This is a genomic window from Pantoea sp. X-Soil-MYKO-1289, from assembly GCF_059730625.1.
This window is the reverse complement of record NZ_AP036004.1, coordinates 1,127,419-1,150,876: the sequence shown is the minus strand read 5'-3', so window position 1 is coordinate 1,150,876 and position 23,458 is coordinate 1,127,419. Positions and strand designations below refer to the sequence as shown.

Annotated in this window: 22 protein-coding genes, 1 tRNA gene and 4 pseudogenes; 13 read left to right on the top strand and 14 right to left on the bottom strand. The window is 57.4% G+C overall.

From position 1 onward, the window contains the following. Positions 1-120 precede the first annotated feature (120 nt). The 5 genes and pseudogenes from AC6I7Z_RS05495 to AC6I7Z_RS05475 all read left to right on the top strand — a co-directional run bounded on the left by AC6I7Z_RS05495 (position 121) and on the right by AC6I7Z_RS05475 (position 4,866). The gene (locus AC6I7Z_RS05495) at positions 121-783 is read left to right on the top strand and encodes a hypothetical protein (RefSeq protein WP_497813428.1); all 663 of its coding nucleotides are present in this window, start codon (positions 121-123) and stop codon (positions 781-783) included. A gap of 42 nt (positions 784-825) precedes the next feature. Next, positions 826-1,134 (top strand): YicS family protein, encoded by a 309-nt coding sequence (locus AC6I7Z_RS05490; RefSeq protein ID WP_497813427.1) that lies wholly within the window; start codon positions 826-828, stop codon positions 1,132-1,134. A gap of 30 nt (positions 1,135-1,164) precedes the next feature. Continuing rightward, the gene (locus AC6I7Z_RS05485) at positions 1,165-2,355 is read left to right on the top strand and encodes an OmpP1/FadL family transporter (protein WP_497813426.1); all 1,191 of its coding nucleotides are present in this window, start codon (positions 1,165-1,167) and stop codon (positions 2,353-2,355) included. Positions 2,356-2,385: 30 nt separating this feature from the next. Beyond that, positions 2,386-3,183, top strand: coding sequence for a hypothetical protein (locus AC6I7Z_RS05480; RefSeq protein ID WP_497813425.1), 798 nt, complete (start codon positions 2,386-2,388; stop codon positions 3,181-3,183). Positions 3,184-3,248: 65 nt separating this feature from the next. Further along, positions 3,249-4,866, top strand: a pseudogene (locus AC6I7Z_RS05475) (mechanosensitive ion channel family protein). Here AC6I7Z_RS05475 and AC6I7Z_RS05470 read toward each other — a convergent pair. From AC6I7Z_RS05470 to AC6I7Z_RS05440, 7 genes and pseudogenes are all read right to left on the bottom strand, one after another. After that, on the bottom strand, positions 4,863-6,005 hold the full coding sequence (locus AC6I7Z_RS05470) for a GGDEF domain-containing protein (protein WP_497813424.1): 1,143 nt from the start codon (positions 6,003-6,005) through the stop codon (positions 4,863-4,865). The pseudogene AC6I7Z_RS05475 and the gene AC6I7Z_RS05470 overlap by 4 nt on opposite strands. A 472-nt stretch (positions 6,006-6,477) precedes the next feature. Next, complete coding sequence (locus AC6I7Z_RS05465) at positions 6,478-6,756, bottom strand: hypothetical protein (protein ID WP_497813423.1); 279 nt, start codon at positions 6,754-6,756, stop codon at positions 6,478-6,480. Positions 6,757-7,067: 311 nt separating this feature from the next. Next, a complete protein-coding gene (locus AC6I7Z_RS05460; RefSeq protein ID WP_497813422.1) occupies positions 7,068-7,346 on the bottom strand; it encodes a hypothetical protein in 279 nt (92 codons plus the stop codon). Between the two features lie 506 nt (positions 7,347-7,852). Beyond that, positions 7,853-9,593, bottom strand: a pseudogene (locus AC6I7Z_RS05455) (DNA primase family protein). Next, positions 9,590-9,959 (bottom strand): annotated as a pseudogene (locus AC6I7Z_RS05450) (hypothetical protein). The pseudogenes AC6I7Z_RS05455 and AC6I7Z_RS05450 overlap by 4 nt, the downstream one beginning before the upstream one ends. Then, positions 9,949-10,143 (bottom strand): hypothetical protein, encoded by a 195-nt coding sequence (locus tag AC6I7Z_RS05445; protein ID WP_096073842.1) that lies wholly within the window; start codon positions 10,141-10,143, stop codon positions 9,949-9,951. Before AC6I7Z_RS05445 ends, AC6I7Z_RS05450 begins: the two are co-directional and overlap by 11 nt. Continuing rightward, positions 10,136-10,330: a host cell division inhibitor Icd-like protein gene (locus AC6I7Z_RS05440; protein ID WP_497815402.1), complete on the bottom strand. Its 195-nt coding sequence runs from the start codon at positions 10,328-10,330 to the stop codon at positions 10,136-10,138. Before AC6I7Z_RS05440 ends, AC6I7Z_RS05445 begins: the two co-directional genes overlap by 8 nt. Positions 10,331-10,472: 142 nt before the next feature. On the opposite strand from AC6I7Z_RS05440, the gene AC6I7Z_RS05435 reads away from it, so the two are divergent. After that, positions 10,473-10,664, top strand: coding sequence for a YlcI/YnfO family protein (locus AC6I7Z_RS05435; RefSeq protein ID WP_497815401.1), 192 nt, complete (start codon positions 10,473-10,475; stop codon positions 10,662-10,664). Between the two features lie 304 nt (positions 10,665-10,968). On the opposite strand, the pseudogene AC6I7Z_RS05430 reads toward AC6I7Z_RS05435, so the two are convergent. The 4 genes and pseudogenes from AC6I7Z_RS05430 to AC6I7Z_RS05415 form a co-directional block, all read right to left on the bottom strand. Continuing rightward, positions 10,969-11,151, bottom strand: a pseudogene (locus AC6I7Z_RS05430) (helix-turn-helix transcriptional regulator); the annotation flags it as partial. 228 nt (positions 11,152-11,379) lie between these two features. Continuing rightward, positions 11,380-12,165, bottom strand: coding sequence for a hypothetical protein (locus AC6I7Z_RS05425; protein WP_497813421.1), 786 nt, complete (start codon positions 12,163-12,165; stop codon positions 11,380-11,382). Positions 12,166-12,309: 144 nt separating this feature from the next. Next, the gene (locus tag AC6I7Z_RS05420; protein WP_497813420.1) at positions 12,310-13,536 is read right to left on the bottom strand and encodes a tyrosine-type recombinase/integrase; all 1,227 of its coding nucleotides are present in this window, start codon (positions 13,534-13,536) and stop codon (positions 12,310-12,312) included. Between the two features lie 166 nt (positions 13,537-13,702). Then, positions 13,703-13,779 (bottom strand) — tRNA-Arg (locus AC6I7Z_RS05415). A 181-nt stretch (positions 13,780-13,960) separates the two neighbouring features. Between AC6I7Z_RS05415 and folD the strand changes: the two genes are divergently transcribed. Next, a complete protein-coding gene (gene folD / locus AC6I7Z_RS05410) occupies positions 13,961-14,827 on the top strand; it encodes a bifunctional methylenetetrahydrofolate dehydrogenase/methenyltetrahydrofolate cyclohydrolase FolD (RefSeq protein WP_497813419.1) in 867 nt (288 codons plus the stop codon). After that, positions 14,827-15,039: a ribosome-associated protein YbcJ gene (gene ybcJ / locus AC6I7Z_RS05405; protein WP_048781499.1), complete on the top strand. Its 213-nt coding sequence runs from the start codon at positions 14,827-14,829 to the stop codon at positions 15,037-15,039. The genes folD and ybcJ overlap by 1 nt, the downstream gene beginning before the upstream one ends. A gap of 153 nt (positions 15,040-15,192) precedes the next feature. Here the strand turns inward: ybcJ and cysS are convergent, their stop codons facing one another. Then, positions 15,193-16,578, bottom strand: a complete 1,386-nt coding sequence (gene cysS / locus AC6I7Z_RS05400; protein WP_497813418.1) for a cysteine--tRNA ligase — start codon at positions 16,576-16,578, stop codon at positions 15,193-15,195. A 217-nt stretch (positions 16,579-16,795) separates the two neighbouring features. Between cysS and ppiB the strand changes: the two genes are divergently transcribed. The 4 genes from ppiB (at position 16,796) to purK (ending at position 19,708) form a co-directional block, all read left to right on the top strand. Next, positions 16,796-17,290, top strand: coding sequence for a peptidylprolyl isomerase B (ppiB, locus tag AC6I7Z_RS05395; RefSeq protein WP_033752889.1), 495 nt, complete (start codon positions 16,796-16,798; stop codon positions 17,288-17,290). Then, positions 17,290-18,006, top strand: a complete 717-nt coding sequence (lpxH, locus tag AC6I7Z_RS05390) for a UDP-2,3-diacylglucosamine diphosphatase (protein WP_497813417.1) — start codon at positions 17,290-17,292, stop codon at positions 18,004-18,006. Before ppiB ends, lpxH begins: the two co-directional genes overlap by 1 nt. Before the next feature lie 131 nt (positions 18,007-18,137). After that, positions 18,138-18,647 (top strand): 5-(carboxyamino)imidazole ribonucleotide mutase, encoded by a 510-nt coding sequence (purE, locus tag AC6I7Z_RS05385; RefSeq protein ID WP_497813416.1) that lies wholly within the window; start codon positions 18,138-18,140, stop codon positions 18,645-18,647. After that, positions 18,644-19,708: a 5-(carboxyamino)imidazole ribonucleotide synthase gene (purK, locus tag AC6I7Z_RS05380; RefSeq protein WP_497813415.1), complete on the top strand. Its 1,065-nt coding sequence runs from the start codon at positions 18,644-18,646 to the stop codon at positions 19,706-19,708. Before purE ends, purK begins: the two co-directional genes overlap by 4 nt. Before the next feature lie 45 nt (positions 19,709-19,753). Here purK and ybbP read toward each other — a convergent pair whose 3' ends face one another. Together ybbP and ybbA are read right to left on the bottom strand one after the other, a co-directional pair. Beyond that, positions 19,754-22,171: a putative ABC transporter permease subunit YbbP gene (gene ybbP, locus AC6I7Z_RS05375; protein WP_497813414.1), complete on the bottom strand. Its 2,418-nt coding sequence runs from the start codon at positions 22,169-22,171 to the stop codon at positions 19,754-19,756. Then, a complete protein-coding gene (gene ybbA / locus AC6I7Z_RS05370) occupies positions 22,168-22,854 on the bottom strand; it encodes a putative ABC transporter ATP-binding protein YbbA (protein ID WP_497813413.1) in 687 nt (228 codons plus the stop codon). The genes ybbP and ybbA overlap by 4 nt, the downstream gene beginning before the upstream one ends. On the opposite strand from ybbA, the gene tesA reads away from it, so the two are divergent. Next, entirely contained in the window at positions 22,822-23,448 is a 627-nt protein-coding gene (gene tesA, locus AC6I7Z_RS05365; RefSeq protein ID WP_497813412.1) for a multifunctional acyl-CoA thioesterase I/protease I/lysophospholipase L1, read from the top strand. The genes ybbA and tesA overlap by 33 nt on opposite strands. Positions 23,449-23,458: the final 10 nt, after the last annotated feature.

Below are 23,458 nucleotides of genomic sequence, written 5' to 3'. Positions count from 1 at the left end.
CGCCGGATTTTTTTCACTCTGTTTACAGCGGTTCTTTCCGCTGGTGCGGCCTGTGCCGAAGACCCATCCGGGGGCACCGCACAGGCCAATAACCCGCTGGCCAGTATGACCGCCTTCAACATGCAGAATTATTATATTGGAGACGTCAGCGAGTCAGATAAAGAGGCAAATCAGTTCTGGCTGCGCTATGCCCGGCCTTTTTCGATTGGAGAGAGCAACTGGCTGCTGCGCGCCTCGCTGCCTCTGAATACGTATCCTGCCTCGCCCACCGGCGGCCATCAGACCGGGCTAGGCGACCTGAATCTGTTCACCGCCTGGCTTATTGACACCGGTAACCCGGCCGTCAGCTTTGGCTTTGGCCCGCAGATTACCGCGCCTACCGCCAGCCGCAACGCGCTGGGATCTGAGAAGTGGTCAGCCGGGCTGGTCAACGTGCTGTTCAACGCCAGCTCACCAGTGTTCCAGTATGGCTACCTTGCCTCGTGGCAGCACAGCTTTGCGGGCGACGGCAGCCGCAGCGACGTGAATGTAGGGGCTTTTCAGCCATTTCTGTTTTATCAGCTGGGGGGCGGCACTTATCTGCGCTCAGCGCCGATCTGGAATTATAACTTCCAGAACGACAGCTACGGCGTACCGCTTGGCCTCGGCGTCGGTCAGGTAATAAAGAGCGGGAAAACCGTTTACAACTTGTTTGTGGAGCCGCAGGGCAGCGTGGCCGATCGCGGCCCGGGGCAGCCCCGCTGGCAGATCTTTTTCGGCCTGAACCTGCAGTTTATGAATTAAAACTTCAGTACAGGTGAACTCTGCGCTGGACAGGAGAGAACAATGACACGTGTGATATCTATAAACGCCTTACGCCTGCCAATGGCAGGTATCCTGCTTGTCTGTTTTTCTGCCGCTGCCAGTCCCCTCGAGGGAGCTGCCTTCGCGCTGCGTCAGCAGGTGATGATTAACGATCTCAGAACGCACTGCCGCATCGATCAGGGTGTTTCAGACGAGAAAATCCGCAGCACCTTTCTGGCCGACCCAGAAAATCATCGCGCAATTATTAAAGCGGCCGACGCCCTGAAGGCCGGTAACCGGGAACAGTATGCCGGTTCGCTGTCTGAAATTCACTGCCCGTCCATGCTCTGATTACTGCTGGCCGACTCCTGGAGAACGTCAATGAAAGTCAGTGCCACCCTGATTGTTTTTGCATTGCTGTCTTCGCCGGCTCACGCCAGCGGTCTGTACCTCTATGAAATCGCCACCGAAGACACGGGTCTCGCCGGTGCCGGACAGGCCGCGCGGGCGCAGGATGCGTCGACTCTGATGACCAATCCGGCTGGCATGACGCGTTTACCAGAGCGGATGTTGACCGGCGGCATACAGGCGCTCTATGGCGACACGCCTTACAGCCTGGACAATGATGCGGGCTTCCAGGGAAAAAGTCCGGGCAATACGATAGGCTGGTTTCCGGGTGCCAGTCTGTTTTATCACCAGCGCCTGACTGACGACCTCTCCGCTGGCATAGGGCTTTACGGTAACTACGGGCTTGGCCTGGATTTCGGTGAATGGGATGGCGACCGGCTGATAAAGAAAAGCACCCTGGTCGGACTGACTCTCAGCCCGGCTCTGGCATGGAAGATTAATCCGCGTCTGTCATGGGGCGTCGGGCTGGGTATTAATTACGGATATCTCTCGCTGACGCGCAATGTGGACGGTCAGGATGAAAAGGCCAGCGACCATGACTGGGCGCTCAATTTTCGCACCGGACTGCTGTTTGATATCACAGATAAAACCCGCGCAGGTCTGACTTATACCAGCAAAACGGAATATCACTTCAGTATCGATGGCAGAGCGCGTTTTCCACAACTGCCGAATGTTGAGTATACGCTTCCGCTTTCCGCTCAAATTAATACCCCGGATCAGCTGATGCTGAGTCTGGTCCATGATATTAATCCGCGCTGGTCAGTAATGGGAGATTTAGGCTGGCAGAACTGGAGCCAGTACGGTGGTAATCAGATATACGTGTCAGGCGATGAGCTGGAGCGTAATAACCGCCTGAGAGATACCTGGCATACGGCGCTGGGCATACAGTTTCGCCCAGATGCGCGCTGGCGCCTGAATACGGGCGTGGCTTACGACAGCAGCTTTTACCGCAACCAGAATGATGCATCCATGACAATGCCTTCAGGAGAAGTCTGGCGGTATGGCGTGGGCGCGCAGTATCAAATTACGCAATCCAGTAATATAGGTGCGGCATTTGAATATCTGAGGATGGACTCCTCTGGCGTGGCTTCTCCATTGCTGAAAGGAACCTATCATGATCCCGATATTTACTTTTTCAGCATAAATTTCAGTCACATCTTTTAAAGGCTCCGTGCACAGGTCACAGGAGGAAATATGAAAGCAACAGCCTCCGGCGTTATTTTTACTGTTCTTGGTTTAACGTGCAGTTGTGCCTGGTCAGCAGAATCAGATAATGCTCTAGGGGATAATAAACTTGACGATGATCCGACGAAAGTCACGACGAAAGTGGGCCTGGCATGGTCGGATACGTATGGCATGGATGACAGCAATGTCTCTTTTTCTGGATCCGTCGCGCTTGATAAGGCACGAAAGCTTAATGCACGTATCAACAGCGATGCCAGTGAATGGAGGGTCGGGGGCTCCTGGCTTTTTCCGGCAGGTATTGTTAATTTCAACTTCGGCAAAAACGAATACTCAAATGGTGCCACGCAGACTAACTACTCAATAGGTACCTTCGTTCCGCTGAGCGTGTTTGGCATCAGCCCGGCTGGCTTCCAGATCTTCCCGATGGCGGGATATACCTATAACACCGGTGAAATCAGGGGGTGCAAATCAGAAGGCCCCTGCATGTCTCCCCAGTTTGCGGATACGCTTTCGCCTGAGTTCGGCTATGACACCATTACCACTTCCGGCAGCAGTGGATATCTGGGTGTCTATACCCTCCGACCGCTGACGTCTGACCTTACGATGATCGGCTTTGCAGCAGGCTCTTATGGATCAAAAAATGAGGTGGGAGAGAATTACCGGGGTTATTTTGGCGGGCTTGGGGCTGGCTACCGCTTTGATGAACACAGCTCAGTAAACCTTCTGACGTTCATTATGGACAACAACACCTATCTGGACGATCCCGACACGCGTTTTCTGATTTCTTATACCTGGCAATTTCAGTAATACGCATTGACGGCCGCCTTCCGGACGGATTTACCGCCAGGCAAGGTATGGTTTCTGGAGGCAAAATGATTAAAGCGGTGATGTGCCTGTGCGCTTGCCTGTTATTTTTTACTTTCCAGAACGCGCTGGGTGCGGAGCCGCGTCAGGCGCCCTCGCCACAGGAAAAAGCGCGTACGTTATATCTGCTTAATCAGCCCGTGGTGATGCTGCAGGCAAAATTTGGCCTTACCACACCAGAGGAGCGGGTCCAGCGCATCGTAACCATATTACGCTCGCTCGATGATAATGACCTGGCTCAACCGGTAGAGTTGCACACCGTTACGCGCTACCGACAGTCCGCCGTGCTTTTTTCTGTCAACGGCAAACCCTTTATGTTACTGGCGCAGAGCGATCTGGATGAAGGGGACGATCTGACGCTGGCACAGGCGGCAGAACGCGTCAGACTTCGTCTGGACACACTTCGAAAATCATTGTCTGAACAGTATTCATCTCGTTATCTGCTGTTATCCGTGGGTAAAAGTTTTGTGGGCGCACTGTCGCTGCTTACATTCATTCTGTTTGCTCTGCGCTCCTGTGCCTGGCTGAAGCGGGTGTATGCCGTAAGACGTGCTCAGCGTAAAAGCATTATTCCGGGCACACTGCGCGCCTTTCTCGGTCCCATTGAGGTGAGTCTGTATGCCACTGCCCTGACGTCGGTTTTCCTCGTGGCATTTTACATCTGGATCAGCTGGGTGTTACGGCTCTTTCCCTGGACGCGGATCTGGGGCATGGAACTGGGAGGTTACGCGGTAGAGCTGCTGAAACGACTTGGCGTGGCAATACTTTCCGCTCTGCCGGGTATGCTGATTGTTGTCGTCATCTTTCTGATTACGGCGCTGGTCACGCGACTGCTCCGGCTGGTGCTCAGGCGAGGTGAGACCGGGCAGCTACACCTGCCGGGACTGCATTCGGATACGGTTGGCGTTACCCGTAAACTCATCAGCGTCGTCATCTGGTTATTCGCCTTGTCGGCGGCTTATCCGTTTTTACCCGGCGCTGACTCGCTCGCCTTCAAAGGAATAAGCGTTTTCTTCGGACTGATGCTGACGCTCGGATCGGCAGGCGTGATGAACCATGCCATGAGCGGCCTGGTGCTGACCTATTCCCGCGCGCTGCGAAAAGGCGAAGTGATCAGGATTGCCGATCATGAGGGCGTCGTCAGCGAGGTTGGCATGCTGGCAACGAAAATTCTGACCCGCGAGAAACTACGAGGTTACGGTTCCCAACGCGGTGGTCGTCAGCGGCAGAATTGTGAACCTGAGCGCCCCGCTGAAAGGCGACGGCGTCAATATGACGACGAGCGTCACCATTGGTTATGACACGCCTTGGCGGCAGGTTGAAGCGATGCTGGAGCTGGCCGCCAGTCGCACTCCCGGGATTAACCACAGCATTGCTCCGCTGGTGCGCCAGCTGGCGCTGCAGGACTGGTATGTGGCGTACGAACTTCAGGTCCGGCTTCAGGCAGGAGAATCCCTGGCCGGGGTAAGGAGTATTCTTCATGGCCATATACAGGATGTGTTCAGTGAATTCGGCGTGCAGATCATGTCGCCTAACTTCGTCAGCCAGCCTGATCAGCCGGTGATCGTGACCAGGCCGGACTGGTTTACGCCCCCCGCGAGCCCGGAGGCCCGCGATAAAGGTTAAGGCGGGTTTTGCTTTACCCACCGGTTACGACCCTGCTGTTTTGCCAGGTAAAGCGCTTCATCAGCGCGGGCAATAATGCCGGAAGCACTCCCCCTGCTGCCCGAAATCGCGATACCCATGCTAACCGTGACCCTGTTACTGACTTCGGATGCAAGATGCGGCAGCGCCGCTTCAAGCAGGGCCGCCTGGATACGTTCGGCCACCTGAGCAGCTTCTTCGAGTGAGGCAGCTGGCAGCACCACCACAAACTCTTCCCCTCCATAGCGTGCAACCAGGTCTGCGGGCGTGCGAACCGATGATTTCAAAACCCCGGCGACTTTTGCCAGACAATCATCCCCGGCCTGATGGCCATAATAGTCGTTGTAGCGTTTGAAATAGTCCACATCGAGCATGATCAGTGCAAATGGCAAAGCCTGATGGATAGCGTTATCCAGATAGTTTTCCATCGATCTCCGGTTTGCTGTTCCGGTAAGCGCATCCTGATGCGCCATAACATTAAGCCGCGCGATAAGCATGAGGTTCTCCTGATAACGTCGCCAGGCTTCATCAAACCAGCGCTGCAGAATATAGCGGCCATAAATGAGAATGAGTGTGAGAAGGAGCCAGACCAGCAGGAATCGCACACTGATGCCCTGATTCAGCTGCATGCTTGCCAGCAGAGCGGTTAACCATAACGGAGTCAGGAAGAGCAAAAGAGCAGGTGGGTGGTAATAGAACGCGGCCAGCGCGGTGAGCATAAGGATCACACTGAGGGGCCAGGCAAAGGGCAGATGCCACCAGACGATAAAATGGTAGCTGCAGTAGCTCCACATCACACTAAGGATCAGCAGCAACCCCATGCTTAGGGAAGTAAATCTGGCGGGAAGACGGTAGATAAACGAGGCCAGTACGAAGGATAAAACAATAATGCCAACTGCAATGCCATTTATGAAAGGGAGTATTTCTGCCCGATCGCTGATTGAACGGTCAAAACCGCTCATGAGGACATTGCGAAAAAAAATTATCAGAGCAAAGCTGACGTTCACAAACGTGAACCAGGGAATACTTATTTGTAGCGCCTGCCTGACCATATCATTACGGTCCTGCCATGCTAATGCCCTGTCAAAAACACGACGTTGATCGCCAGAACGCTGATCCATCTCTTATGGCCTTACAAATGAGCAATTACTGTTCAGTGTAATAAAGGGAAAAAGTTTCAGGTAGAAGTGTGATGCTAACAAATAAGCGTCAGATGATTAAAACGGCTCTTCAGATGCTCAGCGTTTACTAATCAGACGTAGCTATGCGCGCCAGTGATGACTTCAGTAAGCTAATTTCAATAACGTCCGCTTCTGGCACAAAGCGGACATTCTGCCTGAGCTTTCCTGAATGAGCCTTAACGTCAGGCCAGCAATGTGTAAGCAAGCTGACACTCCGCGCTTCCCTCAATTTTTCCTCACTTTCTCCCTCACTTTTTACTCCTCACTTTTTCCGCACCTGTTTTTCGGGAAAATCGCTCCGAAGCCAGTCATATCAGGGGGTTCCGCACCTTCCCTCACTTTTTCCGCATATATACATGAAAAGTGAGGAGCAGAGGTTAACTTCCGCACCCCCTCCTCACCGCTCCTCACTTTATCCCTCACTTTTCCGGCAGCTGATAATTGTTATTTCTTCATCGTTGACTGTTACCATCCCGTGGCTTTCAAGCTTGGCCAGCCAGCGACTGAAGTTTTTGCTGACATCGATACCCATGGCTTTCATGTCATCACGCAGTAATGCACGGGTACAGGCAGCACCGTTTTCAGTCCGGCTGCGGATAAGTGCCCACAGAGTGGCATGGTTTTCACTCAGGTTCGGGATGCTGGATAAATGCGGGTCATGCTCATCAACGTCGCGGACGACATCCCGCACGGCCAGTGTTAGACAGAAAATTTTTCATACCATACCCTTGGTTTCACACAACGAACCAGCATAGTAGCCCTTTCACTTCAAAGGCTTTAACCTGGCCACATTCAGGTTTTCCATACAACAGCTTTCCTTACTGGCCCCCACCATGCCCCCACTTTTGCATGCCTCCACCACGCCCCCACCTGTATTTTGAGAACTCCCTCTCAGCCCAGTAAATTCGCGGGTTTGAGCATGGCCCCCACTTTTTGGGTGTATACAGGGAAAAAGTGGGGGCGAAAGGGGGATCGCCCCCACTGCCCCCACCTGGCCCCCACTTACTCCCCCACATCCCGCTGAGAGTAAATGATGATATTTTCGCCGTCTAAAGAAACAAGCCCAGCCTTAGTCAGCTTGCTCATCCAGCGAGAAAAATGCTTGCGGGTATCAATTCCCATGGCTTTCAAGTCATCAATGATGATGGCCTTCGTACAGGCCTCACCACGCGCATTACGGCTTCTTACTGACTGCCATATGGCCAGATGATTATCACTGAGGTTTGGCACGGCAATTAAGTCCGGATCGCTTTCCTCAACCTCACGGGCGACATCCCGCACGGCCAGCGAATGGATTTCCTCACCCTCTTCATCCGTTCACAGCGTTACCGGCTGCAGGTCGTACGCCCGGCGCTTCGGCTCCTCAGCATCCTTCAATTCCGTGCAGGTTAGTATCAGGGCGATTTATTCAACCTCTTAATTATCGGACACATAAAGAGCAGCAACTTTGTTTTTAAACGCACGAAAAAAAAGAATAGTACTTTAACTCTCCACCTCTCCACTTTTTGCGTTTTTTACTTTATTTTCATACTTTTAATTGGTGGAGAGTTGTTATTCAAGTGTCCACTACTCTCCACCCATTCCTCAGACTCTCCACCTGTTCATTCTGCATTTTAGAAGGAAGGTGGAGACTGTTCACTCTGACTCTCCACCCCTTAACTCTTTGTTTTACAATAAATATATAAATAATGGGTGGAGAGTTAATAATTAACTGTCCACCCATTAAGCTGTTGTATAAAAATGAAAATCTCTAAAAGTGGAGAGTAGTGGATACTTTTTTAATTTATTTATTTTTCCTGTTCTCCGGCAGCAAAAGGCAACCACGCTTCAGCATCCCGGCTGAGCGTGAGGTTAGAGCGCATGTGGCCCTTGGTACTTTTCCTGCGAAGATACGCTTTACCATACTCAGCCATGGCGCCAGGCATGTCCGTGCCGAAGCGCGTCAGCGATACCGGCTTGCTCAGCCCGTTCGCCCGCATGTAAGCCATGTAGGCGTGGTAGAGATAGCGACGCGGGCTGAACGGAACAATTTCTGCGTTGCCGATAAACATGCCGTCACACTGCGGTGAAGCCGTCAGGTAACCGCAGAAATCCACCAGCGAATCGCACTCGCGCTTGATGGCCAGAGCTTCCCCGGACGACTGCTGTTCAGACAGCAACTGACGTGCTTCCTGCTGGTCTGCAAAGCGGGTGAGAAGGTGGCGGATGATGACCGGCAGCTCAGCCTCAATTTTTACCGTCATCAGCGGATCACGTTCGTTCTCCGGAATGACCCGTGAAAAGTTAAAAATTACCCGGCGCCGCGATATGCCCCCGCTGCGATCGCTGAAGGTCATGGCGTTATTGTTGACGGCCAGAATGACGGCCGGGATGCGCGTGGAGTATGGCGCCTTATGCTTGGGATCAATTGCCACCTTGTCTCCGCCGGTAATGGCCTTGATGCCGGCACCGTCACCGGCATAGCGGGTCATGTCCGGCATGATGATGAGCGAGTACCCTACGATGAGCGCGCGCTCACGCGGGTTTCTCCAGCGCGGCCATGCTGGCCGAAACGGTGTTGCCCTTGCCTGCCAGCATGGTGCAGATTTCAGCCATCACGCTTTTCCCGCTTCCCCCTGCCCCTGTGACCTCGAGGAAAAGCTGCCAGTCATAACGGTTGGCCATCACCATATAGAGAGCGGCCAGTATCCGGTCAGCCTTACGCGGGTGATGCCCGGCGCACCCGTTCAGCCACTGCTGAAAAACAGGCGCGTGCTCTGCCAGCGTTTCGTTCTGCACAGCCGTCGTGAAGGTGACGTCACTGGCGATAAGCAGCCAGTCACCGGGATCGTGCGGGCGGAAAATCCCCTGCCGGGTGTCAAAAACCCCGTTACGGAAACCGACAAGATGGCGGGACGGCGCTCCCATCACCGACAGGCTCAGCTTCATGGCATCGACGGCATTCTTCATGGCCGGCATGGAATACGCCGTTTCGCTGTCGATAAAGATAGCCGCCATCTGGCGTGCCAGCTCCCGGTCACTCAGGGGTTGCCAGACGATGCCGTTATAGTGATGGACCACGTCTGAGTCAGCATCCAGTGCCAGCTGCCCTTCATAATGATTAAAGAGCACCTCGCCGCGCTGGCTGGGTCCCATCTGGGAAAGAGACAGTCCCGTCTGGCGGGATGTTTTCCCCTGCTCTTCTCCGGCATTAAAAAGGCGGTTGATACGTGCCGTATCACACAGCAACGCCTTAACCGCTTCCTCGCCCGTAAAACCGGCGATCAAGTCTACCCGCTTCTGGCGCTGCTTTTTAGCGTCTGTCTGACAAAGGCCTGCCTCACACAGGGCTTCATAGCTCATGCCACTGCCAGGCACGAAGTCTTTCATTTTCTGCGCCAGCTGGCCGTAGCAGGAATGTTTATCCCGGTGCCGTGAAGCGGCCTCGCGGGCCGCTTTTTTATCAATAGGATGGCCATTCACCCACAGGTAAATGCAGCTGAACAGCGCGTCAGACAGGATCTCCGTCTCCATTTCCGTCATGCTCATTTCGGTATCCCTCCGCTCATCTGGAATTTGCCAATCAGCGGGTGATACCAGTACGCCGAGCCGTATTTACGCTTGGCAGCACGCAGTACCAGCCGTGCCGCTTCACGAAACTTCTCGTCCTGCACCAGATAGCCTCCAGACTTATGCCGCACCAGCATCACGCCCGCGTTATGCGCCAGTTTCCTCGGCTTTTTTGGTGGAAATACCAAACTCAGCCGCCAGCGTGCTGACCGGCGCCATACCGGGCGGAATGGTACTGCCCTGTGAGTTCACCAGCGCATTCAGGCGGGCCTCCAGGTCTCCGACGCGGGCAGTAAGCGCCTCTACCCGGCCGGCCAGTTCGTTAAATTTCACGTTACTGATCATGTTGCTTTCCTCCGTCAGCCCTGAGCGCACGGTAGACCTCAAAGTTGATATCGCAGGCCAGACTGATGAGATGCAACAGCTGGGGCGAACACTCCTCACAGGCTTTATCCATAATCACCTCATACAGAGAGGTGGCCAGTTCGGCATGGTATTCAGCCTGATCTAAATCCATAGGCTCACGCATTTTGGGCCTCCTGAACGGGAAGCTGGCCCGCGAAGGAAAGGATGAAGCAAGGAGCCAGCAGGCGGCGAGCCTCCTGCTCTGAGCCGTCATCGATGCAGAGGCGGGACGGGGGAACAGACCGGTCCTGACGGGAAACGGCCAGTAAGCGATACTGATATTTGGGACGAGTTTGGGTATGCTTGTTCATAGCCATAACTGTTACCTCAACTAACGGTTTGGTCAGACGCCCTGACAGTGGTTCCAAGCACTGTCGGGGCGTTGTTACAATTACGTACGTCATGTTAATGTACGTACGTAATAAGAAGCATCCTATGAGGTTACGTACGTACATGTCAACAGCAAAGAGAGATAGAACCCCTAAGGGTGAAGGTTTGTCACCAACTTTCCAGATTCGTATTAACCCTGAGCTCAGGGAGCAGCTTAACGAAGCTGCCGAACGGGAAGGCGTAAGCCTTGGTAACTGGCTTAAACAGCTCGCCCGGCAGGAATTACAACGCCAGGGCATCGAACCCAAAGGCTGATCACTTCCACGAACGCCTGCCGTAATGACTGCAATGCCCACTACGCTGGCAACTGAAGCCGCCTTATGGCTGGATGAAGGGTGAGTCTGGGCACTGCCAGTTAAGGCAGTCATTTTTTTCTGAGTCATTTCTGTTACTCCGAATCAGTCTTTAATCAGAGCCGCCGCGACAGCGTGAGTGATACTGCAATTAATTCAGCGCAAGTGCGCGCAAGTTATTTTCTTTCTGATGCAGAAGAGAATTTGCATGCATTTGCGCTCCCGTTGTGTTGGAGGGTACCGGCGTTTAAAGACGATGAAGCTGAGCGTGACGCGTTGATGCGTTCTTCAATCCACGCATCAATCTCGCTTTCGATAAACGCAATCGAGCGAGCGCCAATTTTAACTGGCAAAGGGAAACGTTTTTCACTCATTAAACGATACAGCCATGCTTTGCTGTACCCCGTACGGCGCTGTACTTCTGACAGGCGGATAAGTGATTCGGACATAGTGACCTCCTGATTTCTTGTGTGGTTTACAGGGCTATTTCAACAAGAAAATAAAGGGAGATGTGGAAGTGGAGGCGAAATAACTGGAAGTGGAAATAAACGAACTGGAAGTGGAAATGAACAAACTGGAAGTGTTATGCCGGCATTCTGGAAGTAAAAGCCGATTTGGAAGTCTGCAACAGCAGTTTTGGAAGTCTTTCCGGGCCGATGACCTGAAACTGGAAGTGTTCAGAGCTCTGTTTTAACAATGTGACTTTCCAGTGCCGCTCTGAGTAAATCTGTCATCGCTTTACTCGTTATCTCTGTCCCCTTGCCATACTCATTAATCGCCTTTCTCGCGGCTTCAACGACCGCACTCTTGTTCAGCTTGCCCCCTATTACATAACGGCCACCGGATCGTTCAAGCGCCACAGCCAGGCCCGCAATCATCATCAGCGCAGTTTCCTTACCCGCGAAATTTCCCCATTTCACAGGCTCAGCGGCCAGAGCAGTTGTTGCTTCATCAGCCGACAGGTGATCGGCTGAGGCATTATTCGCCCCCTCACGACTCAGTTTCTTATATTTTTCGTAAATTTTACGCGCAGCACAATGACTGTCTGAGAACTCGACGGGAACAGGCAGATCATTACGGAGCAGGAAAAGGGTCAGCTCTGTTTTTTTGAAATAGAATCCCTCGTATATCTGGAACCCGTCCACCAGATAAATATCGGGACCAAACCCAGCGGATGCCTGAGAAAACTTACACCCGCTCGCAATTTTGCTGAGAAATTTTAAACTTCTATTTTCCAGGTCTTTATTGGATGTAAAGCCCTGGTCATGCGAATAGCGATAAATGCGAAACTCACACAGGTCATGAGGATAAGCACCTTTAAAGGCTCGCATAGCCCGCACTATCAAAAGTGCACCCTCACGCATTTTGCGTTTGCTGGCTTCAGCAATAACCTTTATGGCATCCGTGAAATGCACGGCTTCAGCGTGTTCTTTATCCAGTTCTTCGAAGTTAATCTTTTGCATATGACGCACAGCATTCGTCAGCGACAGTGAGTAGATGAGGAGGCAGATGTTCAAACGTTTTCTGAATTCAGCCACCACACAGGCTGGCTGTTTTTTGTTCTTATAAAGTCTACTATCGTCTATTCAATGGGTCTACCGGTTCGTTCAGAGCCAGCCATCCGTACTCTGGGGCACGGCTGTCGGAGTAAGGGCTGTAACCTTTTCCTGTGATTCAAGAAAGTCGGCATACCACTGAAGCATTTCCCGGCGCCCCTCCAGATACTGGGCATGGTTATAAATGCCCCGGACAGCATTTTTATCGGCGTGAGCCAGCTGCATTTCAATCCACGCCGTGTTGTAACCCTGCTCATGAAGGATGGTGCTCATGGTGTGCCGGAAGCCGTGCCCGGTGGCTTTTCCGTCATAACCGATACGCTTAATCACCTGATTGATACTGGCTTCGCTCATTGTCTTTCCGGCGTCATTGCGCCCTGGAAAAACAAAACGACCGCGTCCCGTCAGCTGCCGGAGTTCTTCAAGCAAAGCCAGTGCCTGCCTGGACAATGGAACGATATGCGGGCGACGCATTTTCATTCGCGCTTCCGGTATCTGCCACAGGGCTTTATCCAGATCGAGCTCAGCCCATTCAGCCGCCCGTAATTCAATCGTGCGCGTGCCGGTCAGCATCAGCAGCCTCGTGGCATACTGCGTTATTCTGCTGCCTGTATAGCCGCTGAGCGCGCGCAGGAAGTCCCCCAGCTGGTCAGCGGTGAGATGAGGGAAATGCTTTTGCTTTGGCGCTTTCAGTGCGCTGGCGAGATCGGTAACCGGATTATGCTCTGCCCTGCCGGTAATCACTGCGTAGGTGAAAATCTGCCGGCATGCCTGCCGGGTTTTCTTCAGCTTATCCAGAACGCCACGCTGTTCCATCTTCCTCAGCACGGAAAGCATGTCTGTCGTTTTGATTTCAGTAATGGCACGCCTGCCAATCCAGGGGAAAACATCTTTGCGAAGATATTCGAGGATATCGTCCGCATAGCCCTGAGACCAGCCCTCGCGCTTGTGGGCATGCCACTCCAGAGCCAGCTCTTCAAAACTGCTGGTGACAGCCTGGCGCCGGGCCTCCTTTTCAGCCTGCTTTACCTCACCCGGATCCTGCCCGGCAGCGAGGAGGCGTTTCGCTTCGTCACGTTTTGCCCGGGCATCAGCAAGAGAGACGTCCGGATATACCCCCAGCGCCAGCTTTTTCTCTTTGCCCGCGATCCGGTATTTCAGACGCCAGTATCGTGAACCACCGGGATTAATGAGCAGATATAACCCGCCGCCATCCGACAGCTTATAAGGTTTGTCTTTTGCCTTTGCAGAGCTTATCTGTCGGGCATTCAGCTTCATTCTGGGGGCTCCTGATTCCATTGAACGAGAAGAGGCCCCCAATTGTGCCCCCAGAATGGTGTAGATTCCAGCAGATAAGGCTGTACCTCAGTAGACGCTAATCTAGCTAAAGTACTTGTTTTTAAGGTTTTTTATAGACTTCAGGAGAGGGTAATAGAAGAGAAAATGGCACGCCCTACAGGATTCGAACCTGTGACCTACGGCTTAGAAGGCCGGTGCTCTATCCAGCTGAGCTAAGGGCGCACGGGGATGGCGAGGATTATACGGCGAGACCTCGACGAGTCAACGATTTTGGCCGCCGCCGCAATGCGTATGCCGAAGAATCAGACAACGGGCGGCGATTCAGAACCTGACAGCGCGCCGCGCTTCTGACAGAATAGGCGCCTTTCCCCGATTCAACACAACACAGTGGATTTCCTCTCTGATGGCAGCAAAAATTATTGACGGTAAAACGATTGCGCAGCAGGTGCGCCTTGAGGTTGCGGAAAAAGTAAAGCAGCGCCTGGCGGCCGGTAAACGCGCGCCCGGCCTCGCGGTCGTGCTGGTGGGCGAAAACCCCGCTTCGCAAATTTATGTCGGCAGCAAACGCCGCGCCTGCGAAGAGGTCGGCTTCGTGTCGCGCTCTTACGATCTGCCGGCGACCACCAGCGAAGCCGATCTGCTGCAGCTGATTGACGATCTCAATGACGATCGGGAGATTGACGGCATTCTGGTGCAGCTGCCGCTGCCGGCCGGCATCGATAACGTCAAAGTGCTGGAGCGCATTACGCCCGATAAAGACGTCGACGGCTTCCATCCCTATAACGTCGGCCGTCTCTGCCAGCGCGCGCCGACGCTGCGTCCCTGTACGCCGCGCGGTATCGTGACGCTGCTGGAGCGCTACAATATTGACACCTACGGCCTGAACGCCGTGGTGGTCGGCGCCTCCAATATCGTGGGCCGTCCGATGAGCATGGAGCTGCTGCTGGCGGGCTGCACCACCACCGTGACTCACCGCTTCACCAAAGATCTGCGTCACCACGTCGAGCATGCCGATCTGCTGGTGGTCGCCGTCGGCAAGCCAAACTTTATTCCCGGCGACTGGATCAAGCCGGGCGCGGTAGTGATCGATGTCGGCATCAACCGGCTGGAGAGCGGCAAAGTGGTCGGCGACGTCGATTTCGACGCGGCCTCGGCGCGCGCCTCATACATCACGCCGGTGCCGGGCGGCGTAGGGCCAATGACCGTCGCGACGCTGATCGAAAACACGCTGCACGCGTGCGAAACTTATCACGATAAAGAGGAAGCATAATGGCGACTTTTAGCCTGGGTAAACACCCACACGTCGACCTGTGCGATCTGCTGAAGCTGGAAGGCTGGGTAGAGAGCGGCGCGCAGGCGAAAATCGTTATCGCCGACGGCGAAGTGACGGTTGACGGCGCGGTGGAAACCCGCAAGCGCTGCAAAATCGTTGCCGGGCAGACCGTCGCGTTCGCCGGACAGCGCATCACCGTTACCGCCTGACGGCGGCGACCAGCGGGAGTCTGGCGTCAAGGCCAGGCGTCCCGCCCTGCCACTTTCTGAACAGCGCCCTCGTCCATCCGCGATGCCGCAAAAGCCAGCCTTTGCAGCCGCCGCTACAGCATAAAAAAGGGCGCCTGAGCGCCCTTTTCGCTGTTACTTACGACGCCAGGTCGAGCCCTGCGGCCCGTCTTCCACAATCACGCCCAGCTCGTTGAGCTTGTCGCGCGCGATATCGGCCTGCGCCCAGTTTTTCTCTCTGCGCGCGTCGGCGCGGGCCTGCACCCAGCGCTCGATCTCGGCGACGTCGTCGGCGTTAGCCTGCGCGCCGCTCTGCAGGAACTGCTCGGGATCCTGTTGCAGAATGCCCAGCACGTTGGCAATTTCGCGCAGCTTTGCCGCCAGCGCGCTGGCCGCGTCGCTGTTTTCGCCTTTCAGACGATTGACCTCGCGCGCCATATCGAACAGCACCGAGTAGGCTTCCGGCGTGTTGAAGTCGTCGTCCATCGCCGCGCGGAAGCGCGCGTCAAACTCTTCGCCGCCCGCCGGCGCGACGTTGCGATCGGTGTGGCGCAGCGCGGTGTAGAGGCGCTCCAGCGCCGCGCGCGCCTGATTAAGGTTCTCTTCGCCGTAGTTAAGCTGGCTGCGGTAGTGGCCCGACATCAGGAAGTAGCGCACCGTTTCGGCGTCGTAGTGCTGCAGCACGTCGCGCACGGTAAAGAAGTTGCCGAGCGATTTCGACATCTTCTCGCGATCCACCATCACCATGCCGGAGTGCATCCAGTAGTTAACGTAGGGACCGTCGTGGGCGCAGGTCGACTGGGCGATCTCGTTTTCATGGTGCGGGAACATCAGATCTGAGCCGCCGCCGTGAATGTCGAAGTGCGCGCCGAGCTGTTTGCAGTTCATCGCCGAGCACTCGATATGCCAGCCGGGACGGCCGTTGCCCCACGGCGAAGGCCAGGCGGGCTCATCCGCTTTCGACATTTTCCACAGCACGAAATCCATCGGGTTGCGCTTCACTTCGGCCACTTCCACACGCGCGCCCGCCTGCAGCTGCTCCAGATCCTGACGCGACAGCGCGCCGTAATCGGCATCGCTCGGCACGTCGAACATCACGTCGCCGTTGTCGGCGACATAGGCGTGGCCCCGTTCGATCAGACGCTCTACCAGCTCGATAATCTCGGCGATATGGCGCGTGGCGCGCGGCTCCTGATCCGGCGACAGAATGCCGAGCGCGGCGAAATCCTTGTGCATCTCGCCAATCATGCGGTTGGTGAGGGTTTCGATGCTTTCGCCGTTCTCGTTGGCGCGTCGAATGATCTTATCGTCGATATCGGTAATATTGCGCACGTAGTTGAGACGATAGCCGCTGTAGCGCAGGTAGCGGGCCACCACGTCGAACGCCACGAAAGTGCGCCCATGGCCAATATGACAGAGGTCGTACACCGTGATACCGCACACGTACATGCCGATTTCGCCAGCATGGATAGGTTTGAATTCCTCTTTCTGTCGACTCAGGGTGTTATAAATCTTTAGCATTGAACAGTTCCGTTTAGACGAGTGCGGTAAACACTTTTATCAGGTTATTCAGTTATTGTGCCGTATTTTTCGCGCTTGCGCGACGGCAGCGTGCCAGGAGCGCCGCGGGCGTGCTGACGCGTCACTGGAATTTATGATATAAGAGGCGTCGACAAAAATGGCCAGCGCGCTTTGCGGCGGTCAGACAGCTGACGACAACCTTTACAGGACGAGAATGATGGTTACTTTCCAGACCAACCACGGCGACATCGTAATTAAAACCTTCGACGATAAAGCCCCCGCTACCGTGCAAAACTTCCTCGAATACTGCCGTGAAGGTTTTTACGACAACACCATTTTCCACCGTGTTATCAACGGCTTTATGATCCAGGGCGGCGGTTTTGAGCCGGGCATGAAGCAGAAAGAGACCAAAGCTGAAATTCGCAACGAAGCGAACAACGGTCTGAAAAACACCCGCGGCACCCTGGCGATGGCGCGCACCTCCGCTCCGCATTCCGCTACCGCGCAGTTCTTTATCAACGTCGCCGACAACGACTTCCTGAACTTCCGCGACGAAAGCCTGCAGGGCTGGGGTTATTGCGTATTCGCAGAAGTCGTGGAAGGCATGGACGTGGTCGACAAAATCAAAGCGGTTTCTACCGGCCGCAGCGGCATGCACCAGGACGTACCGAAAGATGACGTCGTCATCCAGAAAGTTACCGTCAGCGAGTAATGTCGCGCACCCTGTTTATCGCAGATTTGCATCTGTGCCAGGAAGAACCGGCGATCACCGCCGGTTTTCTGCATTTTCTGGCGCGTGAAGCGCCGCGCTGCGACGCGCTCTATATCCTGGGCGATCTGTTTGAAGCCTGGATCGGCGATGACGATCCCAACCCGCTGCATCAGCAGGTCGCCGACGCGCTGCGCGCGCTGCCGGTACCGGTCTACTTTATTCACGGCAACCGCGATTTCCTGCTCGGCAAGGCATACGGCCGCGCCAGCGGTATGACGCTGCTGCCGGAAGAGCAGGTGCTGACCTGCTACGGCCATCGCGTGCTGATCCTGCACGGCGATACGCTCTGCACCGATGACGCGGGCTATCAGCGCTTTCGCGCCAAAGTGCATCAGCGCTGGCTGCAACGCCTGTTTCTCGCCCTGCCGCTGTTTATCCGCCAGCGTATCGCCGCGCGCATGCGCGACGGCAGCAAACAGGCGAACCAGCATAAGTCGCTCACCATTATGGACGTCAACGCCGATGCGGTTGAGGCGGCGATGGTGCGCCAGCAGACGCGCCTGATGATCCACGGCCACACCCATCGTCCGGCGATCCACCGCTTCAGGTTGCAGGGAGAGCCTGCCGAGCGCGCAGTGTTAGGCGCATGGCACGAGCGCGGCTCGATGATCCAGCTCGATGCCAGCGGCATCAGCCTTATCGAATTCGACTTTTAAAACGGCGCTCATCGTGCCGGAAAGGCGGCGACGCAACCGTTTTCCTTCCGCCTTTCTCATGCTATTCTCTGTGCCCTTCTTTACCTGCCCGACCGGCCAGGTTCGTTTGTTTATTCACAGGAGTTGACCGCATGTCATCCAACGCCGCCCCGGCCCGCATTGCTATTGTAATGGGCTCCAGAAGTGACTGGTCCACCATGCAGTTCGCTGCGGAAATCCTCACCAGCCTGGACGTGCCCTTCCACGTTGAAGTGGTCTCCGCGCACCGCACCCCGGACAAGCTGTTCAGCTTCGCCGAAACGGCCGCCGACAGCGGCTATCAGGTGATTATCGCGGGCGCGGGCGGCGCGGCGCATCTGCCGGGCATGCTGGCGGCGAAAACCCTGGTGCCGGTGCTGGGCGTGCCGGTGCAGAGCGCGGCGCTGAGCGGCGTCGACAGCCTCTACTCTATCGTGCAGATGCCGCGCGGCATTCCGGTCGGCACCCTGGCGATCGGCAAAGCGGGCGCGGCCAATGCGGGCCTGCTGGCGGCGCAGATCCTGGCGATCCACGACGCGGCGCTGGCCGCGCGCCTCGGCGACTGGCGCCAGGCGCAGACCGACGAGGTGCTGAATAACCCGGATCCGCGGGAGGACGCATGAAGCCGGTTTGCGTACTGGGCAACGGTCAGCTGGGCCGTATGCTGCGCCAGGCGGGCGAGCCGCTGGGCATCGCCGTCTACCCGGTCGGCCTCGACGCCGAGCCGGACGCTCTGCCGATTGCGCAGAGCGTGATTACTGCCGAAATCGAGCGCTGGCCGGAGACCGCGCTGACGCGCGAGCTGGCTGTGCATCCCGCCTTTGTGAACCGCGATATTTTTCCGCGTCTGGCGGATCGCCTGACGCAGAAGCAGCTGCTCGATCGGCTGCATCTCGCCACCGCGCCCTGGCAGCTGCTGGCTGACAAAAGCGAGTGGCCGCAGGTGTTCGCCTCGCTGGGCGAGCTGGCGATCGTTAAGCGCCGCACCGGCGGCTATGACGGCCGCGGCCAGTGGCGGCTGCGTGCGGATGAAACTGACGCGCTGCCGGACGACTGCTACGGCGAGTGCATCGTCGAACAGGGCATTAATTTTTCCGGCGAGGTGTCGCTGGTGGGCGCGCGCGGTCAGGATGGCCGTACCGTGTTCTACCCGCTGACCCACAACCTGCATCAGGAGGGCATTCTGCGCACCAGCGTCGCCTTCCCGCAGGCAAACGCCGCGCAGCAGGCGCAGGCGGAAGCGATGCTCGGCGCCATTATGCAGGAGCTGAACTACGTCGGCGTGATGGCGATGGAGTGTTTCGTTACGCCGGAAGGGCTGCTGATTAACGAACTGGCGCCACGCGTGCACAACAGCGGGCACTGGACGCAGAACGGCGCCTCTATCAGCCAGTTCGAGCTGCATCTGCGCGCCGTGCTGGGCCTGGCGCTGCCGCAGCCGGTGGTGTTCGCGCCGTCGGTGATGGTCAATCTGATCGGCACCGCGCTGAACAGCGACTGGCTGCAGCAGCCGCTGGTGCATCTGCACTGGTATGACAAAGAGGTGCGCCCGGGCCGCAAGGTCGGACACCTCAACCTGACCGACAGCGACAGCGCGCGGCTGACCGCGGCGCTAGCGGCGCTGGTGCCGATGCTGCCGCCGGAGTACGCCAGCGGCATCGCCTGGGCCGTCGCGAAGTTCTGATTAGCCAGCGCTAAAGCCTACAAGCGGGCCCCAGGCCCGCTTTTTTTATGCCGACTCCGCGCGCCGGAACAGCGCCTTGCCGCGCAGCAGCCGCACCCCCAGCCAGCCGCCGCACAGCGAGAGCAGCAGCGCGCCGCCCAGCGGCAGCGCCAGCCACAGCGTCCAGTCGGGCTGCCACGGGAAGTCGAAGATTTTGCGCTGCAGCGCCCAGAGCGCCGCTTCCGCCCCCAGCGCCGCCGCCACGCCGGAGACCACGCCGAGCAGCGCGAACTCGCACCACAGCGTCGCACGCAGCAATCGCTTGCTGGCGCCCAGCGTGCGGCAGACCACCAGCTCCTGGCGCCGCTGATGCATCCCGACCTGAATCTGCGCCAGCAGCAGCAGCACGCCGCAGAAGGTCACCAGCACCACCATAATTTCCAGCGCCTGACTCACCTGCGTCAGCACCTGGCCGATCTGCCGCATAATGCTGCCGATATCGAGCAGGCTCAGCGTCGGAAAGGCGCGGTTTAGCTGCGCCAGCAGCGCCGGATCGTTATTCAGCCTGAAGCTGGTCAGCCAGGTTTGCGGCTGCGCATCCAGCGCCCCAGGCGGAAAGATAAAAAAGAAGTTAGGCCGCAGGCTCTCCCAGTCGACCTTGCGCAGGCTGGTAATTTTTGCGCTAAAGGTCTGGGTATCGCCGGTAAAGGTCAGCGTATCGCCCAGCTTCATCCCCAGACGGTCGGCGAGTTCCGCCTCCATCGACACTTCGCCCGGCTGCGGCGGCCAGCTGCCCGCCGTCAGCGGATTGTGATCGGGCCGCTCGCCCATCCACGTCAGATTCAGCTCGCGGTTCAGGGCGTTGTCCAGCTTCGGATCGGCCTCTTTGCCGTTTAGATCGGTCAGACGCGCCCGCGCCACGGGATAGAAGGTTTCCGGCTTCACCTGATGCGAGGCGAGGAAAGCGCGCACCTGCGGCACCTGATCCTGGGTCATATTGAGCAGGAAATAGTTTGGGCTGTCCGGCGGCAGCTGCTGCTGCCAGCGCTCCAGCAGATCGCCGCGCATCACCAGCAGCAGCGCCAGCAGCATAAAAGAGAGCGAAAACGCCGCCAGCTGGCTCAGCGTCATACCCGGCTGACGCAGCAGACGGTTGATCGCCAGCCGCAGCGCCAGGCTGCGCACCACCAGCCGCCGCAGCAGCAACAGCGCGCCCCAGCCCAGCAGCGCCAGCAGGCCCGCCAGCGCCGCCACGCCCGCCAGCAGCGCCCACAGCATCTTGCTGCCGCCCACCAGCAGCGCCAGCAGCGCAATCACCACCACGCCCATCGCCGGGATATAGCGCTTCAGCGGCCAGATATCGGCCACCGCATCGCGTCGCAGCACGCGCAGCGGCTGGGTCGCCAGCAGCAGTCGGTAGGGGCGCAGCCCCACCAGCAGCGAGATCGCGAACAGCGAGCCGATCGCCCAGAGCCACGGCCAGCCGCTGGCGGGCGGCAGGGTCGCGGGCAGCACCGGCTTCAGCATCTGCATCAGCAGCGCCTCGACGCCCAGCCCGAGCGCCCCGCCGCACAGCGCCGCCAGCAGCAGCACCGCCAGCCACTGGCCGACGATAAGCCGACGCAGCGCGCCCCGCGTCGCCCCCAGCGTTTTCAGCACCGCCACCAGATCGTAGCGGCTGCGGCAGTAGTGGCTCATCGCCACCGCGACGGCGGCGATGGCCAGCATCAGGGTCAGCAAGGCGGAGAGCAGCAAAAACTGCTGGGCGCGCTGCATCGAGCGTCCCAGCGCGTCTTCGGAATTCTCTACGCTGATCCAGCGCTGATCCGCCTTCAGCTGCGGCTGGATCCAGCGATCGTAGCGCGCCAGCTGCTGCGGCTCGCCGGCGAACTTATAACGCCAGGTCAGGCGGCTGCCCGGCTGGATCGCGCCGGTCTTCGGCGCGTCGTCGAGGTTGATTAGCAGGCGCGGCGCCATCTGAAAGGGATTGAAGCCGCCGTCCGGCTCCTGAATCACCTCGCCCGCGATGCGCAGGCTGGCGTCGCCGACATCCAGCCTGTCGCCTGCCTTGAGGTTTAGCAGCGCCATCAGCCGCGGCGCAGCCAGCGCCGTGCCGGGCGCGGGTTTCAGGCCCGGCGGATCGGTCTGCAGATCGCCGAACATCGGATAGCGGTTATCGACCGCCTTGACCGCCGCCAGCTGCGGCGTCTCGCCGGCGAAGGTCATGGTCACAAAGCTGAGCTGCCCGCTGACGCTTAACCCCTCTTCCCGCGCTTTCGCCAGCCAGGCGTCCGGCACCGCCGCGCTGCTGCGCAGCGTGCGGTCGCCCGCCATAAAGTCGCGGCTCTGCTGGCTAAGCCCTTTCTCCATGCGGTCGCCGATGGCGCCCAGCGCCAGCACGCAGGCCACCGACAGCGTCAGCGCCACCCAGACAATCAGCAGCGAGGGCGAGCGCCACTCGCGCCAGAACCAGCGCCAGATCATCGCTCCTCCCACACTTTGCCGTCGCGCAGCCGCAGGCGGCGGTCGCAGCGCGCCGCCAGCTGTTCGTCATGCGTCACCAGAATCAGCGTGGTGGCGTAGTCGCGGTTGAGCGAGAAAAGCAGATCGGCGATGCGGTCGCCGGTTTTCCGGTCCAGGTTGCCGGTAGGCTCATCGGCGAACAGCAGGCCGGGCTGCCCGTTAAAGGCGCGCGCCAGCGCCACGCGCTGCTGTTCGCCGCCGGAGAGCTGCGCGGGCAGATGCATCAGCCGCTCGCCCAGCCCCAGCTGGGTTAATAGCTCGCGCGCCTGCTCGCGGCTCCGACGGTCGCTCTCGCCGCGCAGCAGCGCGGGCAGCTGCACGTTCTCCAGCGCGTTCAGCGTCGGCACCAGCATAAAAGACTGAAAAACAAAGCCGACCTGCGTCGCCCGCAGCGCGGCGCGCTGCTCTTCGTCGAGCTGGTGCAGAGGCTGTCCCAGCAGCCTGACTTCGCCGCTGCTGCCGTCGTCAAGGCCCGCCAGAATGCCCAGCAGCGTCGATTTGCCGGAGCCGGATTCGCCGATCAGCGCGATGGTTTCGGCCCGTTTGACAATGAAGTCAACTCCGGTAAGGATGGACAACTGGTGTTCCCCCTGACCGACGGACTTTGTAAGATGATGAACTTCAAGAATGTTTTCCGCTGGCATTACGCTTTCCTGTTTTTCGTTCTTCTGCTGGCATCGCATCTGGCCGCTGCGAACACCCTGTTAGTATTAGGCGACAGCCTGAGCGCCGGCTATCGTATGTCGGCCAGCGCCGCCTGGCCGAGCCTGCTGAACGGCAGCTGGCAGCAACAGCCTAAAGTGGTCAACGCCAGCATCAGCGGCGACACCGCGGCGCAGGGGCTGGCGCGCCTGCCTGCGCTATTAAAACAGCATCAGCCGCAGTGGGTGTTAATCGAACTGGGCGGTAACGACGGCCTGCGCGGCTTTCCGCCGCAGGCTATCGAGCAGGATCTGCGTAAAATCATCGACAACGTAAAGGCGGCGAACGCCGAGCCGCTGCTGATGCAGGTACGTCTGCCCGCCAATTACGGGCGGCGTTATACAGAAGCGTTCAGCGGGATCTATCCCAGACTGGCACAGCAGTACAACATTCCTCTGGTGCCCTTTTTTATGGAGCAGGTCTATCTGAAACCTGAATGGATGCAGCAGGACGGCATCCACCCGAACCCCGATGCGCAGCCCTTTATCGCCGAGCTGATGGCGAAAGAACTGGCTCCTCTAGTTAAGCATGAGTAACCTGCGGCGA